The sequence below is a fragment of the Spirosoma areae genome, from assembly GCF_054781775.1.
Window position 1 is genome coordinate 119402 of the sequence record NZ_BAAGTT010000010.1, and the last position, 17049, is coordinate 136450.

Below are 17049 nucleotides of genomic sequence, written 5' to 3' on the forward strand. Positions count from 1 at the left end.
GAGGGGCTGTTAAATTCTGGTTTTTAATCCCGTAAGGGTGGTATGATTCTGTTTTTATAAATAGGTCATTCCTATGGGATCAGCACGTAACAGCCTTGCCCTAAAGGGAACTTTTAGTCCGTCGTTTTTAGCCTCCTTTAGGGTAATCTTAGGGCCTGTTTAAAATAGATTTTTAGGCATTGCTTGTGTGTGCTTAAGCGTTTACCCCCGCCCAAAAAGGAGCCAGTTGGCGCAATACGGGGTGCCATAAGGCTTCTGGATGCGCGGGGGTATGGGCGCCAAACTCACTTTTGAAGAAATTTAAACAGGCTCTTGCTATAAAAACCGTGAGTTGCCAACCCACTCCTTATGAAAAGAACTCTCTTTAGTCTACTCGCGCTTACCTGCTCGCTTGCCTATGCACAAATGCCGGTGGATTTGTCTGGTTTTCAGCGGAAAAATGGCGTAGACATAACTCGTCAGGGGAGTCGCCTTATTATAAACTGGCCTGCAGCCGCCAACGAAGAAGGGAAGCTTATCCTGGACATGCAAACGGGCAAACCCCTCTTCAACAGCATTCAGTTATCGCAGCAGGGCACGTTTAAAGAAATTGCGAAGGCCCTCGACCCCGCCTTTGTGCTGACCGTAGGCAAACGCGATTTGATTTCACAAAACGGCTGGAACATCTTCTTCGACAAGACCAATAAACTACCCCACAAAGCCTATGCCGTCGAGTTAACCAAACGAACGGCCAGCGTCAGGACCATCGGCACCCGAACCGTCATCAGCGTGTCGGATGCTAAAGCCGCTACGTTCAGCGGTTCCCTTGAGATTACGGTGTACAACGGCAGTCCGCTGGTCAATGTCGCGGCTGTAATGGCTACGGACGTGGATTCTACGGCGATTCTTTACGATGCGGGCCTGACTACCAAACAGCCTGTCTGGACGAACCTTGCCTGGTCGGATACCGACAATAAGATGCAGGCCGTTCCGGCTGACCTGAAACAGCCCAACAAAGCGCAGGGCGTTAAATACCGCACAATTATCGGGACAAATCCGGCTGGTAGTTTAGCCGTGTTTCCCGCACCGCACCAGTATTTTTACCCGTTAGACGAAGCGTTCAACCTTGATTTTACCTGGTATGGCACCGGCTATCGAAGCTTAATCCCTGATTTTGGCATTGGTATTCGGCAGGATTTGATGGGCGACAAACGCTGGGTTCCCTGGGTGAATGCCCCCCCGAAAACCCGGCAACGGCTCAACTTTTTCTGCCTGCTCAGCACTGACACGCCCGACAAGGCACTGGCCGAGGTCAAGAAATTCACGCATAACGATACGTATCCGGTAGTGCCTGGTTACAAAACCATGTCGAGCCACTTTCACAATGAATTCACGATGAACGTGGTGCTGGCCGGGAAGCCCGTGCCCGAAGTGCCCAACTTCGTCAAGGTCTTTAAAAACTCCGGTGTCAACATCGTGCATCTGGCCGAATTTCACGGGCCGGGCCATCCCAAAGGTCCCGATAGCCTGCGACTGCTGGAACTGAAAGCCCTGTTTGAGCAATGCAAACGCTTGTCGGATAAAGAGTTCCTGTTGCTGCCCGGCGAAGAACCGAATAACTTTTTTGGCGGTCACTGGCTCGACTTTTTCCCCAGGCCGGTCTATTGGATTATGTCCCGCAAAGCCGGGATGCCCTTCGTAGTGGACGACCCGTCGTATGGAAAAGTGTACCGCATTGCTGATAAAGCCGATATGCTCAAACTGCTGGAAGCCGAAAATGGCCTGGCCTGGACCGCCCACGCCCGCACGAAAGGGTCGACGGGTTTCCCGGACAACTACAAAGACGAGGATTTTTATAAATCCGACCGCTTTTTCGGGGCGGCCTGGAAAAACATTCCCGCCGATATGTCGGAGCCGCGATTGAGCCGCCGGGTGCTGGATTTGATGGACGATATGGCTAACTGGGGCCTGAAAAAACACGTCATTGCCGAGTCTGACATTTTTTCGATGGAACCAGAAAACGAAACTTACGCCCACCTGAACGTCAATTACCTGCAATTGGACAAACTGCCCGATTATAACCGGGGCTGGCAACCCATTCTGGATGTCATGCAGCAGGGAAAATTCTTCGTCACAACCGGCGAAATCATGCTCCCTATCTTCACCGTGAACGGCAAAGGGCCTGGCGAAACGGTTGCCCTGCCCGCCGATGGTAAAACCACTATAGCCCTAAACGTAAACTGGACCTACCCCCTGACGTTTGCCGAGATTGTTTCCGGCGATGGCAGGCAGGTGTTCCGCGACCGTATCGACCTGACCAATACTCTGCCATTCGGCCAGCAAACATTCACGTTTACGCCTAATCTCAAAAACAGAACCTGGGTACGGGTCGAGGTTTGGGATGCCGCCGTCAACGGGGCGTTTACCCAGCAGGTCTGGTTGAAACCGTTCTAACTAAAGCCGGCCAATTTTCACCCCGAAGTAGCTATTTGGTAATATGGTTTAAAGCGCATAACTACGGAAACAATCTGATTAAGACCAATGTTGCTTACGTATAAACCAATGAACTCATTCTCGCATCTTAACGCAGAGGGCAATCCGGCTATGGTCGACGTGGGTGCCAAAGCGGTTTCGCGCCGGACAGCCCGCGCCCGGAGTACCGTCGAACTTGGCCCCGATGTTATGCAGCACCTTGTTGGTCAGGACATTGCCACCAAAAAAGGGCCTGTTTTTCAAACGGCTGTCATTGCTGGAACGATGGCTGCCAAACGCACCGATGACCTGATTCCGCTTTGCCACTCACTCGGTTTGGACAATTGCCAGATTACCATCACGACCGAGGGCACCAATGCCGTCGTGGACTGTTTCGTTTCAACAGAAGGCAAAACGGGTGTCGAGATGGAAGCCTTAGTGGGCGCGTCGGTGGCGGCATTGACCATATACGATATGTGTAAAGCCATATCGCACAACATTATTATTCGGGAAACAAAACTGATGGAAAAAACGGGCGGTAAACGAGACTTCCGGCGCGATGACTAAGCCTGACCGTAACGACGGACCGGTGGCTCCGCTTAACGGGCTGATTTTAACTGGCGGACGAAGCACCCGAATGGGGCAGGATAAATCATTGCTGACCTACCACGACAAACCCCAGCGCGAACACCTGACCGATTTACTGCGGCCTTTTTGCGACGCTGTCTTCTGGTCGGTGAATGTGGATCAGCTAGCATACCTGGGGCAAATTAACTCGCCCATTATCATTGATAGTTTCGCTATGTCGGGACCCCTCAACGGAATTCTGTCCGCGTTTCAGTACGATGCCAAAGCCGCCTGGTTGGTGGTGGCCTGTGATATGCCTCTGCTTACCAGCCAATCGCTTGCTATGCTTGTGTCGGGCCGGCATTTCGCAAAACCGGCAACCGCCTTTTACGACTCCGACGGGCGATTTCCTGAACCGTTGCTGAGCATTTGGGAACCCGCCATCGCACCAATTTTACAGCGGGCTCTCCAGCAGGGCTATCAATCACCCCGTCAAATACTGATGCTGGCCGACTGCCATATATTGACTGCTCCTGATGTTCAGGAACTGCTGAATATAAATGATCCGGCCGGGCAAAAGGCACTCAACCAGCGTACCTGATTCTGAGGTTTTTTCTGCAAACAAGTCTCGATGTCTTCCTGCCGAACCCTTCTCGTTGCCGCCGGTTCATTCTTCCTCGGGTATGCCGGGCAGGCCCAGCGTATAACGCCCTCGCCCGAACTGCGGGCGTTTAGTGAGCAACGCATTCGGCACCAGAAAACGCTTGGCCTGGCTCTTGGTGGTTTTGCGGTAGCCACTATCGCCGTTGGCGCAGTGGCAGCAGGGCAAACGACGGGCGAGGTAAAACAGTTTCATAAGATGAACGTCTATTGGAATCTGGTTAATTTCGGTATTGCCGGGGCCGGTTTGCTGAGTTCCCGGAAACAAAATGCTGGGGGCGAAACCCTTGCCGATGCGGTTCGGCAGCACGAGAATATGAAACAGTTCCTGTTGATCAACACTGGGTTAGATGTAGCTTACGTTGTGGGTGGCGCTTATCTGCGCGAACGTGCGGACTCACATCCCGACAAAGCCGATCAACTGCGTGGCTACGGCAAGTCAATCATGGTTCAGGGTGGTTTTCTGCTGGCCTTCGATTTGGTCAACTACTTCATGTTTAAGCGCCGGGGTGATCGGCAGGAACGGATGCTGCTCTCCGCCAGCCCTGCCAGCCTGGGCGTTGTGGTGCCAATTCGATGAACTTTAGGCTAAATGCTGGCTTCATTTCGTAGCGAACCACGACTATTGATTGCCCTGTGCGACTCACCACTGCTGCACGTTGATATTAAATTTCTGACTCCCCCGGAGTTTTACCGGCGCATTGAAAACCCGGCAATTCTTTGGGAGCGTGAGGGTTTGCTAACAGCCATTATCCAGCAATCAACAGCGCAGTATCCTTCGTTTGACTTTCAGTAGATCGACGACCGTTTCTGGATATGGGTCCATTATGCAGCCCAGAAAATTGGTCGGGGTGAGTATTTTGAAGTCCTGGAATTTCTTTCCTTTGTGCGAACTACGGCCTTGGCCCCGCCCACATTGCAAACAAACCACGAGGCTCAGGTGGCCGTTCAGGCCTACTTTGCCATTAGTTAATGACAATAAACCGAAACACATTACCTGTGATCAGTGACGACTTTTTTTTGCGCGAAGCCATTCAGTTAGCTCGTGACGGCATGACCGCCGGGCAGGGCGGCCCCTTTGGTTCTGTTGTTGTCCGCAACGGCGATATCGTTGGGCGGGGGTGCAATCAGGTCACGTCGACCAACGACCCAACGGCTCATGCCGAGGTGGTTGCCATTCGGGATGCCTGCCGGAATCTGGGTACGTTTCAGTTGGACGGCTGTACACTCTATGCCTCCTGCGAACCCTGCCCCATGTGCTTGGGAGCCATTTATTGGGCGCGGCCCAGCCGGATTGTGTACGGGGCATTTCATTCCGATGCTGCCAGCGCCGGTTTCGACGATCAGTTCATCTACGAAGAATTAGACAAACCCCGCGAGCAGCGGCACATCCCGATGCAGCAACTCCTGCGCGACGAAGCCAACGCGGTTTTTCGGGAGTGGCTGGCGTTGGGGAAACGAATTCCATATTGAGGGTCCGGAGACGCAACATCTTGCCACTCTGGCGGACCGGTCTCCACAAAATCCTGTACTTTTGTATAAAAACCGGTCGCTTATAGAGAATAAGTTTCCAAAGCGGCTTTCTAAACGGATTACGCTATGCCAGGAATGGAATTTTTTGGAGCCGCCGAGCGCAGGGAAATCAACGATGTGCTGGAGACCGGCATCCTGTTTCGGTACAATCACGAAGCGCAGCGCAACAACATCTACAAAGCCCGTGAGTTCGAGGCCGAAGTTGCCAATTTAGTCGGAGCGAAATACGCTCATGCCGTATCGAGCGGGTCGACAGCCGCTTTGTGCGCGATGGTGGCGGCTGGTATCGGGGCGGGCGATGAGGTAATCGTACCGCCGTTTACCTACATCGCGACCGTCGAAGCCGTTCTGATGGTGGGGGCATTACCCGTTTTTGCCGACATCGACGACACGCTTTGCCTGAGTGCCGACGGTATTCGCCGGGCCATTACGCCCCGTACAAAAGGCGTTTGTTTGGTGCATATGTGCGGACAAATGGCTGATATGGATGCGATTATGGCCGTTATACACGAACATAATTTAGTGCTGGTCGAAGATGCCGGGCAGGCAATGGGTGCCAGCTACAACGGCGTTTCGACGGGCTTGTGGGGGAAAACCGGCGCGTATTCGTTCGATTTTTTCAAGATTGCCACGGCGGGTGAAGGCGGTATTATGGTGACGAACGATGAAACGGCCTATAAACATGCCGACTCCTATTCCGACCACGGCCACGACCATATCGGCAGCAACCGGGGCATGGAGCAGCACCCCATTCTGGGCTTCAACTACCGCATCAGCGAACTGCACGCGGCTGTCGGTCTGGTGCAAACGCGCCGGGTGCCGGAAATTATTAAAAACAACAACAGCCACAAGCAGCAGTTGATGAGCGCATTGGAGCGGGTGCCAGGCGTTTCGTTTGCGCGGATTCCTGATACCAACGGCGATTCAGCCACGTTCCTGAACATGCTCCTGCCTGACACCGAAACCGCCGGGCGCGTCGTGGCCGAACTGAACGCGGCTGGCGTGGGCGGGTTCAACTACTGGTTCACGAACATGTACCACTTCATTAATCAGTGGGACCACATCAAACAAATGCGGACGGCATCAGCCCTGCCCATCGAGAAATTCGGTGCGCCACAGGACTATAACAACCTCGACATACCTAATGCACAAGCCGTTATTGGCCGACTGATTTCGTTCGGTATCCGGGCAACGTGGACAGCGGAAGAGGTAGCGAAACTGGCCGAAAACATCGAAGCGGCCGTTCGGAAAGTGACGTTGGTCGAAGCGTAATGCTGACGTTATTTTTTAACGCTGGCTTTCGGTTATTCTTTGTCATGTTCGACCTGCTAAACGAGCCATTTCATATTCACGTAGGTGACGGTGGTCGTAAGCTATGCAAATACTGGATTTTTGCTGATGGTAGCTTTAAACGTGCTGAATCAAAGGCATTTAAACAACGCGAACTGAACGATATTGAAGCGACGTTACGAACGCAGATGACATTTATTCAGGAATCGTATGGAACCTATTGCACAAAAAACGGCATCCCGGTTGATTACAAAACCAAACGTAGTTCCTGAATCAGCAATGATAGCTGAACTGCCTACGCTGAAACACGTTTGGGTCGATAATGAACGGGTTCATTTTGACCTTGAAGACGGTCGGTCAATTGCCTGGCCCATATCCTGGTCGCCTTTGCTGACTAATGCAACACCTGAGCAGCGGCAAAACTTCTCCCATTCTGCCTATCATGTTTTCTGGGATGAGATTGACGAAATAATTGGTGTTAAAAACGTCTTGAATCCTCCTGTTTAACGGCCGGATTAGATTATTTTAAACAACACAATGGTAGCTACCCAAACACAAACCACGCATAAGAATTTCAAGGGCATCGAGAAGACCGTTTTTGGCCGGGGGAGCTTTTCCCAACTCGACGCCATTCTGGCTCCGCACCGGGCCGATAACGAAGGCTATTTCGTCTTTCTGGTCGATAAGTATTTCAAAGGCAAGCCCCTCGAAGACCGTGTGCCGGCGCATCCCGAAGATCTGACGTATTACATCAGCGTTGAAGAACACGAACCCACCACCCATCAGATTGACCAGTTCCGCGATGAGATTCTGGCTAAAAAAGGGCTTCCGTCGGGCGTGGTGGGTATTGGGGGGGGCAGCATCATGGACATTGCCAAAGCCCTGTCGCTGATGCTGACCAACGAAGGGTCGTCGACGCTCTATCAGGGGCTGAACCTGATTAAAAAACCGGGCATTTATCACGTTGGCGTACCGACTATTTCCGGCACGGGTGCCGAAGTGTCGATGACCGCCGTGCTGACCGGACCGGTCCTGAAACTGGGCCTTAAATGCGAGTGGACGGTGTTCAATCAGGTTGTGCTTGACCCCGAACTCATCGCCAGCGTGCCGCGCAACTGGTGGTTCTACACCGGCATGGATACCTACATTCACTGCATTGAGTCGGAGAACGGGAACCTGAATAACGCCTATTCACACGCCTACGCCGAGCAGGCCATGAAACTCTGCCGGGAGGTTTACTTAGGCGAAAACTCCGGTCAGACGCCCGAAAATGACGACAAACTAATGGTGGCCTCGCTCATGGGTGGCCTTAGCCTGACCTACTCCGAAGTAGGCGTTTGCCATGCACTGAGCTACGGTCTGTCGAAAATTCTGGGAACGCGCCATTGCTACGCCAACTGTCTGATAATGAATCATCTCGAAGATTATTATCCGCAGGGCGTAGCCGAGTTTAAGCAGATGGTGGCCCATCACCAGATTGATTTGCCGCAGGGTTTATCCAAAGACTGGAACGACGATACGCTTACGCAAATGGCCCATATCTCGTATAATCTGCCGCACATGTGGCTGCACGCTATAGGCGACAACTGGCAGGAAGTCATCACGATTGACCTGCTGAAAGACTTGTTCCGGCGGTTGTAAAACAGAGATAAATGAATAATTCCGTTATTACATTCCAGAGTATGAAAGACCTGTATCCTGATGAATGGGTATTGATTGGTAATCCTGTATTGACCGAACCCGATACGATAGGGTCTATAGCCAGCAAGCTGATAGCGGGCGTCTTATTATTTCATAGTACAGACAAACGCGAGGTTGCTCAAAAAGCAAAAGACGTTCGGGCCAGATTTCAGCAAACAGCCTGTGTGTTTACTGGTGAACCTGCTCGTAACCGTAAGTTCTGGTTATGAATCGGTTTAAGTTTCGTCTGGATGATGAAGACAGTTTAATTTTAGTAAACAGTGAGTTGGATCCTGATGTACTCTCGTTAGCTTTAGATACGGGCGCAACAAATACAATTATTGATTTAAGTATGTTGCTGATTGCTGGTTATGAAGTGAAAAATGCTATCAAACAAGTGGAATTAGAAACGGCAAAAGGTCCGGTACAGGCGTATGTGTTTACAATTAGGCGGCTGCCTGCATTAGGCGTAACCCGCAATAGTATGGAGGTATGTGGTTACGATTTTTTTGAAAACGGAATTGTGGCTGAAATAGATGGCGTTTAAGGATTAGACTTTTTTCGGGATTTAGTATTGACCCTAAACTTCCGAACATTTGACATCATTATCGACTAAAAAAATGTCTCAAAAAATCGTTCGCGTTGGCGACATCGACTGCGGGTCGGATGAGTTGTTTCTCATTTCGGGACCCTGCGTGATTGAAGAGGAGAAAATTATGATGACTGTGGCCGAGCAACTCCGCGAAATCCAGGAACGGCTCGGTATTAAGATCATCTATAAATCGTCGTTTCAGAAGGATAACCGCTCCAGCCTGAACTACTATACGGGGCCGGGACTCGAAAAAGGTATCAAGATTCTGGCCAAAGTAAAAGAACAGTTCGGCTTCCCGCTCCTGACCGATATTCACTATCCCGACCAGTGTGCGCCCGTTGCCGAGGTGGTCGATGTGCTGCAAATTCCGGCTTATCTCTGTATGCAAACCATGCTGGTGGTGGCGGCTGCCAAAACGGGCCGGGTCGTTAACGTAAAGCACGGGCAGTTTCTGGCTCCCGAAAACATGAAGCACCCGGTCAAAAAAATCGAGGATTCGGGCAACGACCAGATTATTCTGACCGAGCGGGGCTATACCTTCGGCTACAACGATTTGGTGGTCGATCCGCGTAGTTTTTATCACATGGCCCGCACGAACTACCCGGTTGTGTTCGATGTAACCCATGCCATTCGTAAGTATGGTATTCCCTCCGCTGATGCCAAAGGTGGAGCGCGGGAATACCTGCCTGTGTTGGCCCGTGCGGGTGTAGCGGCTGGCGTCGATGGCCTGTTCGTGGAAGCGCACACCTGCCCCTCCGAAGCCCTTTGCGATGCTGCCAGTCAGTTGGATATTCGGTATTTAGAAGAGTTCCTGAAGCCGCTCATCGAACTCCACGCGGTGGAAGTAAAATACCGGAACACCTTGCCGGAGTTGGCGTAACGACAACCCTAAAAGGTTTCAAAAAACCTTTTAGGGTTAAATTTATGACTGAAATCGAACAGATCTTCACCGCCCTCGGCGGGCAATTCGTGATACCCGCCGACGCGCTGACCGAGAAACTGCGGGCCGTGCGGGCTATCGTCTTCGACTGGGATGGCGTATTTAACGATGGTGTTAAAACTGGATCGGGCAGCAGCAGTTTCAGCGAGGTGGACTCAATGGGAACAAACCTACTCCGGTTCGGTTTCTGGCTGCATCATGGCGGGCAACTGCCTGCCGTCGCCATTGTAACGGGCGTCACCAACAATCTGGCCGATGCGCTTGTGCGCCGGGAGCATTTCCACGCCTGTTATTCGCAGGCCAAGCATAAGGTAGACATCCTCGCACATTTTTTGGACCAGCATAACCTGCAACCCCAGGAAGTCCTGTTTTTCTTCGATGACGCGCTCGATTTGTCGGTGGCCGAGATCGCCGGGGTGCGGGTCATGGTTCGTCGGAACGCCAATCCGCTCTTCACGAACTACGTCATAAAAAACGGGCTGGCTGATTACATCACGGGCAACCAGAGCGGGCAGTTTGCCGTGCGCGAAGGCTGCGAACTGATGCTGGGATTACTCGATCAGTACGATTCCGTAATGGCCGAACGGCTGCGCTACCGACCTGTCTATGACCAGTATTACCAGCAGCGGCAGGCAATTGAGCCAACGTATTGGACCGTGGGGCCGAACGGCCCGGAACGGAAAGTTTAGCGTAAATTTTTTGTCATGCTTTCGGCCCAACTTCGCACTTTCGCTCATTCACTCTTTCGCTCTTTATAATGATAATCGGTATCATTCCTGCCCGGTATGGCTCAACTCGTTTTCCGGGAAAGCCGCTTGCCGACATCGGCGGGAAATCCATGATTCAGCGCGTGCTGGAGCAGGCAAAGCAGGCTGCATCGCTGGCAAAAGTAGTAGTGGCAACCGATGACGACCGTATCGCTGAGGCTGTTCGCCAATTGGGCGAGACGGTTGTGATGACCCGCGCCGACCACCCCAGCGGCACCGACCGTTGTCAGGAAGCTTATGACCGACTCATTACCGACGAACTCATTATAGGGCATCCATCTGATTATATCCTTAACATTCAGGGGGATGAGCCATTTATTGACCCCGCGCAGATTGAGGAATTAGCGGCTATTCTGGACGGAACGGTTGAGTTAGCGACGCAAATGGCTTCTTTCGATTCGTCGGCCATGCTCCACGACCCGAAAGAAGCCAAGATTACCATCAACGCGCACAACGAAGCCCTGTATTTCAGCCGCCAGGCTATCCCGCATTTATGGGGCATAACACCCGATCAGTGGCACATGCACCATGCTTATCATCGGCATGTGGGCCTGTATGCCTACCGCGCCGACGTGCTCAGGAAAATTACGCAACTGCCGCCCTCACCCCTCGAACAAGCCGAATCGCTGGAGCAATTGCGCTGGTTAGAAGCAGGTTATCGAATCAAATTGGTATCGACCAACTACCAGACGCCCAGCGTGGACAGCCCGGCAGATATTGAAAAAATTGTTCGTAGTTTGTAGTTTATGGTTGGCTGACGCAAGTGATTCTGCCGCGTCAGCCAACCGTAAACTGTAAACTGAAAGCTATTTCCCATGTCCTCCCACCACATTGTCCGCGACAAACAGGAACCCGCCCTGATCATTGCCAATGGCGAAGCCTGCCAGCCCGAACTGCTCGGCCAACTTCTGGAGTGGAGTCCGATGGTGGTGGTACTCGACAGTGCCATCTGGCGGGTGCTCGATCTGGGCATTAAAATCGACGTGCTGCTTGGTGACTTTGATCGTGATTTGGACCTGAATGCCATTCGGGCGCAGCAGTACCCGCTCGAAATCGTTCATACGCCCGACCAGAACAAAACCGACCTCGACAAAGGCATCGAATACCTGATTGACTGTGGTTTTCCGGCGGTCAACATCGTGTGGGCAACCGGCCGTCGGGCCGACCACAGCCTGACGAATATGACCAGCATTGTGCGCTACAAAGACCAGATTCGGATTGTTCTGCTTGACGACCATTCCAGGATTTTTCCGCTTGTGGGGCGGTTTGAAAAATGGTATGAAGCCGGAACACCTGTCTCGCTCATTCCGGTCGGGACGGTGACGGGATTTACCTCGGAGGGCTTGAAATACAACCTTCAGGACGCTACCCTGACGCTCGGCTACTACACCAGCAGCAGCAACGAAGCCGCGCAGGATGGCTTTGTTCGCATCGAAGCGAAAACCGGCGATTTATTAGTCATGGAATGCTGGGATTGACGCCATTCCGCTGACGTTTCTAAACCCAGGACATCCGGGTAAAATTTAATCACCTCGTCAGAATTTCCTACTGCCAGAATAATCCTTAATTCGGTTAGTTTCAGGATTGTTTGCCTTGATAGTTGAACTCACTACTTACACTAAAAATTGCCGGACGTAAATGTTGAATAAATAATTTCCACCACTAATAATGAGTAGCGTTACGGCAATTGCCAATGAAAGGACAGCCCATCCAAAGGCTCCGAAATAAGTTAATACCATTGGGTTTTCAGGGTTGTCTGTACGATAAATAACGGTCACTTTTTCGCCTATTTTCCAATCAGGTGGAGAACTTGCGATCGTATATGGGTAATGTATTTCTTTACCAGTAACAGTCGTAAATCTAAAAATTGGCCTGTAGCTGAATTTTCCTTTTCTTCCGCTTTCTTGCTGTAATTGTTCAACAACCGCAATTGTGCGGTTCCCGGTTTTAATCAGAGTGACAGACTCAGAGAATAAGTACAATGAGAGTAGAAACGATAGAACGCCAATCGAGAAGGTAATAACATAGCCCATGTAGTTCACGTTAAAGGTTTGTTAGTCAAAACTATCCTAAATCACTTTAGCTTTCCCTGCGAACAGCGCATCTTATCGACCGAAATCCGCTGAACGCAGCCGTTTATGGTATTTTACTCAAGGCCCGTTGTTGCCGGAAAGGTGGCAGCACGGAGCGAACAACGCACACCAGCAAACTAAAATGCAGACTGTCGAGACGTGCCGCGTGTCGCCGGGGAGTTACCAAACTCACTTTACTCAGTCTTCAATTGCCTCAATACCAAGTTGCTTAAGTCGCTCAAGGTTATCCTTCATTGTTTCTAATTGTTCGGGTGAGTGACCTTGCCATTCCGTAAGCTCACCAATGACCCTAAACGCATACAGAGAACGGTATGACTTTGTTGGATTACCTGGAAATTTCTTGTCAGTTAAGTTGGGGTCATCCTCAAGTAAACCTGTTGGCTCTACCATATAAATTCGCTCGCGTCCCTGGCCCAGGGCAAGTTCAGCGCCCCAAATAGCCGCATCCAAAGTGGCTGTCAGGTAGATATATTTCGCTTTATTTCTTCGTCCATAATTTGAGTAAAAGCCGGGTTCAATTAAATCTCCTTGTTTCAGATCTGCCTTTGTCCCGTGATAGAACGTCTCTGAACTCAGGCCGTTTGTCGTTTCTATTGATTTGTCCATTCGTATGTTTGTTTTTTCTTAATTGTCGCACAAACGCTACACACATAGCTGGACTGTCCAATTCCACCCGGAGGCAAGCGCCCTGTTTCTGGAAAGCTGCATAAATGGAACAAAACAACAACTGGTTCGCCCCTTTAGTCTCACATTTCTACGGCCTCAGCCACGTATCAAACCAGCTACTTTTGTGCGTTCAGTCTATTGTCAAACTTACTCTTTTAGCCACTTTTTAAGCATGCGCTTCCCATTGGCTTCGGCAACGATAAAGTATATGCCGGTAGGCAATACACGCAGGTCGGCCTGTTGCTCGTGGTCGGTTTGATTGGCGGGTAACCGCCATTGTCGAAGCTCACGCCCCAGCAAATTAGTGATGTATAGCGTAGCTGGGGCGGGTTCGGCGAGTTGTAGCCGAATGAGAATCTGACCTGACGACGGATTTGGCGACACCGTTAAAGCCGCCAGGCCACCAACCGGCTCTGTTGCTACCCGGCCACTGCCGGGCACTGGCGCAACGTTTACTACCAAACCCGGCGAAATTCCTGTGCAACCTTCATTCGTAACAGCAATTTTGTAAGAACCAGTTTGTTGCACAGTGTAAGTTGATGAGGTTGCTCCCGTCAGGGCGGTTTCGTTCAGGCTCCATTGGTGGGCCCAGCCCGGCCCGCTACTGGCACTAAGCGATGCTGTGCCGTTGAGTAATACGCTTACCCCGGTAATCTGCGCGATGGGATTGGGTTTTTGCGTGAGCGAGAAACTGGCCGACGTGCCAACGCAGCCTTTGGTATCAGTCACTGTAACCTGGTAAGTGCCGGGCAACGAAACCGACAGACTACCGGTAGTTATGCCGATAGCAACCCCGTCGCGTTGCCAGTTGGAGGATAACGCGCTCAGACTGCCCACTGCCGAAGCGGTGAGGGTAACACTGTTGCCCTGGCAAAATGTAGCTGAGGTAGCGGTGAGGTTGGCCGTCAGTGAGCAGGTAGTGGTAGGTTCGGGTACGTTGAAGAACAGGCCGAACTGGTCGCCTTTCATATACGTGTTGAGCGTTAGGTTGTCTGACATCTGATAGCATAACTTGTCAATATCGGCGTAGTACTGGTCAGACGCATCGCGGGTATTTATCAAAATGGCAAATGAATAAGTGCCAATTTTGAGCCAGTACGAAGCGCTACCGGCCATACCGCCATCTTTCCAGAAGGCATCATTGACCGACGCACTCCATCCTGCTGCAAACCCGGCATACCCCCCCGATGGCACACTTACCGGGATAGGTTTTACCATATCTCGTTGCGATTTCGTGGTCAGAATGTCTTTCTGTTGCAGGCCGCCGTCTACGTGAACCATCAGCCAGGCGAGGTTAGCCGGGGTTGTTACCCAGCCACCATGTGCGTCCAAACGCGGCACCGGAAAATCGTAGGGCTGGTCATAGCCAGGATAGGGATGGTAATAAACGACTTCGTTGGGAAAGCGTTCGGTTAATTTACTGCCGCCAATCCGCATGGTTTCGGGCGAAATGCCCAGCGGAGTCAGAATGTTATCCTGCACGTATTTTTCGTAGCCCACGCCCGCTATTTTCTCGATAACCCGCCCGGCAATATTGACACCTACGTTAGAATACACGCCTTTGGTGCCGGGTGTTTCGGTAACGGGCCGGGTGTCAATCGTGGCCGAGATTACCTGTGCCTGTGTATAGTCGAGCCATTCTTTCTGGTAAAACGGGTCAATCCGGTTGGTTGCCAGGTTCCACTTATGACTCCAGGCATCGCCCCCGGCGGTGTGGGTCAGCAGGTGGCGCATCGTAATCTGACCCATCTGCGGGGTATAAGGCTGACTTCCGTAGGTAGTACCCAACACGTTACCCACGCCAAAAACCTTCTGGTCGAGGTCGAGTTTACCATCGTCCACCAATTTCATGGCGGCAATTCCGGTAATGGCTTTCGATACGCTGGCAACCCGAAACATACTGTTGGTTGTCACGGGCAGGCCTTTGTCTTTATCGGCAAACCCATAGCCTTTGGCATACACCAACCGCTCGTCTTTGGTGATAGCAACCGACAGTCCCGGCACGTTGTATTTGGTCATAAACGCCTTCACCGCGTTCTCGACGGTTGCCAAATCAACCTGCACACTGGTTTCGATGGTATAAGAAGTGGGCGTGGCACTGCTACCCGACGATACCTGATAAACAACGGGTTTCGAGAAATCATTGACCGACAGGCCACTGCTCTGATTCACACCGTTTACGGTAGCCGTGGCCCCGCTTACCGTGGTGAAGCTGGCTTTCAGGGCTGTCAGGCTTGTGCCGGTCGGCAGCGTCACGAGCGTATACCCGCTTGCGATACTGACTGATACGTCGGTGGTTAAGGTTGGGTTGCTGGCTTTCAGGAAAGCAAACGAGTGTAGCGGAGCTGCCCCGGCACTGCCCGGCAGTGGATTCAGATACGCCCAGTCGGCATCGCTAATGGGGTAGTTGATGGCCCGGAAATCAGCTCGGAGGTCTTTCTCGAAAGCATAAGACATCGCGGCTACTATCATTGTGGCGCGGAATGAGTTACCGGCGGGTGTGTCGTTGAATTGGTCGTATCGTTTTTGCCAGTCAGCAGTAAACCGGCTCAAAAACTGGGTTAATCGTTTGATGGGTTGCCGATACCCTTGCCCCTGTTGCTCCGCATATGTGTAGAACTTATATGGAACCGACAGAAACGACTGGAACACGTCGCGGTTTCGCCGGGCATCAGTCGTGTTGAAAGTCTGAAACCGCATTCCTTCGTTCACGTAGTCGATATAAGTGCCACGCAGCCGCGCTACTCCGTTGAAAAACAGGTTTTTAAATTTGAATAATAGCTGCTCGTCTAAGCCGTACTTCTGGTAATTATTGATGATTTCGTACCCAACGGCATACTGAAAAATCTGGGCCATTGCTTCCGAATAGAAAGCGTTAGCCGGCCCGTCGATCTTGCCGCCGTAAATAAAATTGGCCGGAAAATTCAGCGTAAGATTGTGACCCATTTCGTGGTACATAGACGAAAAATCGCTGTCGGAGCCTTGTATGAATCCGTTGCCGATACCGAACACGACGGGGCGACTGTACCATAGCGCGTAAGCCCCGCCAAACGTGGTATCCCGAAGCGCGTACTGCTCAAATTTCCCGTTGGAAAGCAGTACGTTTTCGTTCACAAAATCATATTCTATGGTGGCCCCCAGATGAAACAGGTACTCGAAATCACTACGTGAGAGTTCTGAGAAAAAATTATCAGCAAACGGTTTCAATGCGGGGACACCGTACCCATTTGAACTACTGATGGATAAAGGCTGGCTGGGTATAGATACCTTCAGCTTTGGGTCGAGCGCAATAGGTTTTATGACTGGCTTTACAAAACCGACCAGTACCTCAACTGTATCTTTTTCTGTAGCTGAATAATTCGATATAACGCTGGCGGTGTAATTCTTTGTGACATCGGCATATTTTTTGGTCTGCGGAAAAAAGCCGTTGTTGCTTGTGCCATCGCCCCAAATCCAGGTAAATGTCAGGCCGGGCGTAGTGGGTCCTTTAGTATCCGTACCCCCAAACACAACCTCGCCCGTTGTGCGGTTTATGCTCTGGATGCTGGCACTGAGCGTCTTGCCAGAGCCGCTTAATGCCCGTTTATAGTTAAATGTTTCGGTCTGGGCCAGGCTAGGCAGCGCGAATACAATCCAGACAAGAATAAGCAAGAGGAGACGGTTTTTCATTCGCATAGCCGTTTATAGACCTGAAGTATATGGAAAGAGGCACTCGATAGGATAAAATTAAGCTTTCGATTAGTTCACAATTTTTGCTAATCCTGCCCAATCCAGGCGTTTGCTGCGCCATCCCCGATATGAAAATAAAAG

The 17049-nt window shown here is 51.4% G+C and carries 19 protein-coding genes; 16 read left to right on the forward strand and 3 right to left on the reverse strand.

The window, feature by feature from the left end:
• Window positions 1–348: 348 nt before the first annotated feature.
• The 16 genes from ACYVI1_RS04115 to ACYVI1_RS04190 all read left to right on the forward strand — a co-directional run bounded on the left by ACYVI1_RS04115 (window position 349) and on the right by ACYVI1_RS04190 (window position 11958).
• On the forward strand, window positions 349–2433 hold the full coding sequence (locus ACYVI1_RS04115) for a CehA/McbA family metallohydrolase domain-containing protein (protein ID WP_460906986.1): 2085 nt from the start codon (window positions 349–351) through the stop codon (window positions 2431–2433).
• Window positions 2434–2541: 108 nt separating this feature from the next.
• Window positions 2542–3018 carry a cyclic pyranopterin monophosphate synthase MoaC gene (gene moaC, locus ACYVI1_RS04120; protein WP_460906988.1) on the forward strand — a complete coding sequence of 159 codons (477 nt, stop codon included), beginning with the start codon at window positions 2542–2544 and terminating at the stop codon, window positions 3016–3018.
• A complete protein-coding gene (locus ACYVI1_RS04125; RefSeq protein WP_460906990.1) occupies window positions 3011–3619 on the forward strand; it encodes an NTP transferase domain-containing protein in 609 nt (202 codons plus the stop codon). Before moaC ends, ACYVI1_RS04125 begins: the two co-directional genes overlap by 8 nt.
• 30 nt (window positions 3620–3649) lie before the next feature.
• Window positions 3650–4258, forward strand: a complete 609-nt coding sequence (locus ACYVI1_RS04130) for a DUF6992 family protein (protein WP_460906992.1) — start codon at window positions 3650–3652, stop codon at window positions 4256–4258.
• A gap of 12 nt (window positions 4259–4270) precedes the next feature.
• Complete coding sequence (locus ACYVI1_RS04135) at window positions 4271–4474, forward strand: hypothetical protein (RefSeq protein WP_460906994.1); 204 nt, start codon at window positions 4271–4273, stop codon at window positions 4472–4474.
• Window positions 4475–4680: 206 nt separating this feature from the next.
• Entirely contained in the window at window positions 4681–5151 is a 471-nt protein-coding gene (locus tag ACYVI1_RS04140) for a nucleoside deaminase (protein WP_460907482.1), read from the forward strand.
• Between the two features lie 126 nt (window positions 5152–5277).
• Window positions 5278–6483: a DegT/DnrJ/EryC1/StrS family aminotransferase gene (locus ACYVI1_RS04145; protein WP_460906996.1), complete on the forward strand. Its 1206-nt coding sequence runs from the start codon at window positions 5278–5280 to the stop codon at window positions 6481–6483.
• Entirely contained in the window at window positions 6483–6773 is a 291-nt protein-coding gene (locus ACYVI1_RS04150) for a DUF4160 domain-containing protein (protein WP_460906998.1), read from the forward strand. Before ACYVI1_RS04145 ends, ACYVI1_RS04150 begins: the two co-directional genes overlap by 1 nt.
• Window positions 6774–6780: 7 nt before the next feature.
• Entirely contained in the window at window positions 6781–7008 is a 228-nt protein-coding gene (locus ACYVI1_RS04155) for a DUF2442 domain-containing protein (protein ID WP_460907000.1), read from the forward strand.
• 30 nt (window positions 7009–7038) lie between these two features.
• The gene (locus ACYVI1_RS04160) at window positions 7039–8142 is read left to right on the forward strand and encodes an iron-containing alcohol dehydrogenase family protein (protein WP_460907002.1); all 1104 of its coding nucleotides are present in this window, start codon (window positions 7039–7041) and stop codon (window positions 8140–8142) included.
• Between the two features lie 11 nt (window positions 8143–8153).
• Complete coding sequence (locus tag ACYVI1_RS04165; RefSeq protein ID WP_460907004.1) at window positions 8154–8411, forward strand: hypothetical protein; 258 nt, start codon at window positions 8154–8156, stop codon at window positions 8409–8411.
• Window positions 8408–8728 carry an aspartyl protease family protein gene (locus tag ACYVI1_RS04170; protein ID WP_460907006.1) on the forward strand — a complete coding sequence of 107 codons (321 nt, stop codon included), beginning with the start codon at window positions 8408–8410 and terminating at the stop codon, window positions 8726–8728. The genes ACYVI1_RS04165 and ACYVI1_RS04170 overlap by 4 nt, the downstream gene beginning before the upstream one ends.
• 73 nt (window positions 8729–8801) lie before the next feature.
• Window positions 8802–9653, forward strand: a complete 852-nt coding sequence (kdsA, locus tag ACYVI1_RS04175) for a 3-deoxy-8-phosphooctulonate synthase (RefSeq protein ID WP_460907008.1) — start codon at window positions 8802–8804, stop codon at window positions 9651–9653.
• Window positions 9654–9697: 44 nt separating this feature from the next.
• Window positions 9698–10402 (forward strand): phosphatase, encoded by a 705-nt coding sequence (locus ACYVI1_RS04180; RefSeq protein ID WP_460907010.1) that lies wholly within the window; start codon window positions 9698–9700, stop codon window positions 10400–10402.
• A 68-nt stretch (window positions 10403–10470) separates the two neighbouring features.
• Window positions 10471–11223, forward strand: coding sequence for a 3-deoxy-manno-octulosonate cytidylyltransferase (kdsB, locus tag ACYVI1_RS04185; RefSeq protein ID WP_460907012.1), 753 nt, complete (start codon window positions 10471–10473; stop codon window positions 11221–11223).
• Between the two features lie 72 nt (window positions 11224–11295).
• Window positions 11296–11958 (forward strand): thiamine diphosphokinase, encoded by a 663-nt coding sequence (locus ACYVI1_RS04190; protein ID WP_460907014.1) that lies wholly within the window; start codon window positions 11296–11298, stop codon window positions 11956–11958.
• 135 nt (window positions 11959–12093) lie between these two features.
• Here ACYVI1_RS04190 and ACYVI1_RS04195 read toward each other — a convergent pair whose 3' ends face one another.
• From ACYVI1_RS04195 to ACYVI1_RS04205, 3 genes are all read right to left on the reverse strand, one after another.
• Window positions 12094–12513, reverse strand: coding sequence for a DUF3592 domain-containing protein (locus tag ACYVI1_RS04195; RefSeq protein WP_460907016.1), 420 nt, complete (start codon window positions 12511–12513; stop codon window positions 12094–12096).
• A 237-nt stretch (window positions 12514–12750) separates the two neighbouring features.
• Window positions 12751–13179: an NAD(+)--rifampin ADP-ribosyltransferase gene (gene arr / locus ACYVI1_RS04200; RefSeq protein WP_460907018.1), complete on the reverse strand. Its 429-nt coding sequence runs from the start codon at window positions 13177–13179 to the stop codon at window positions 12751–12753.
• A gap of 207 nt (window positions 13180–13386) precedes the next feature.
• Window positions 13387–16908, reverse strand: coding sequence for a serine hydrolase (locus ACYVI1_RS04205; RefSeq protein WP_460907020.1), 3522 nt, complete (start codon window positions 16906–16908; stop codon window positions 13387–13389).
• Window positions 16909–17049: the final 141 nt, after the last annotated feature.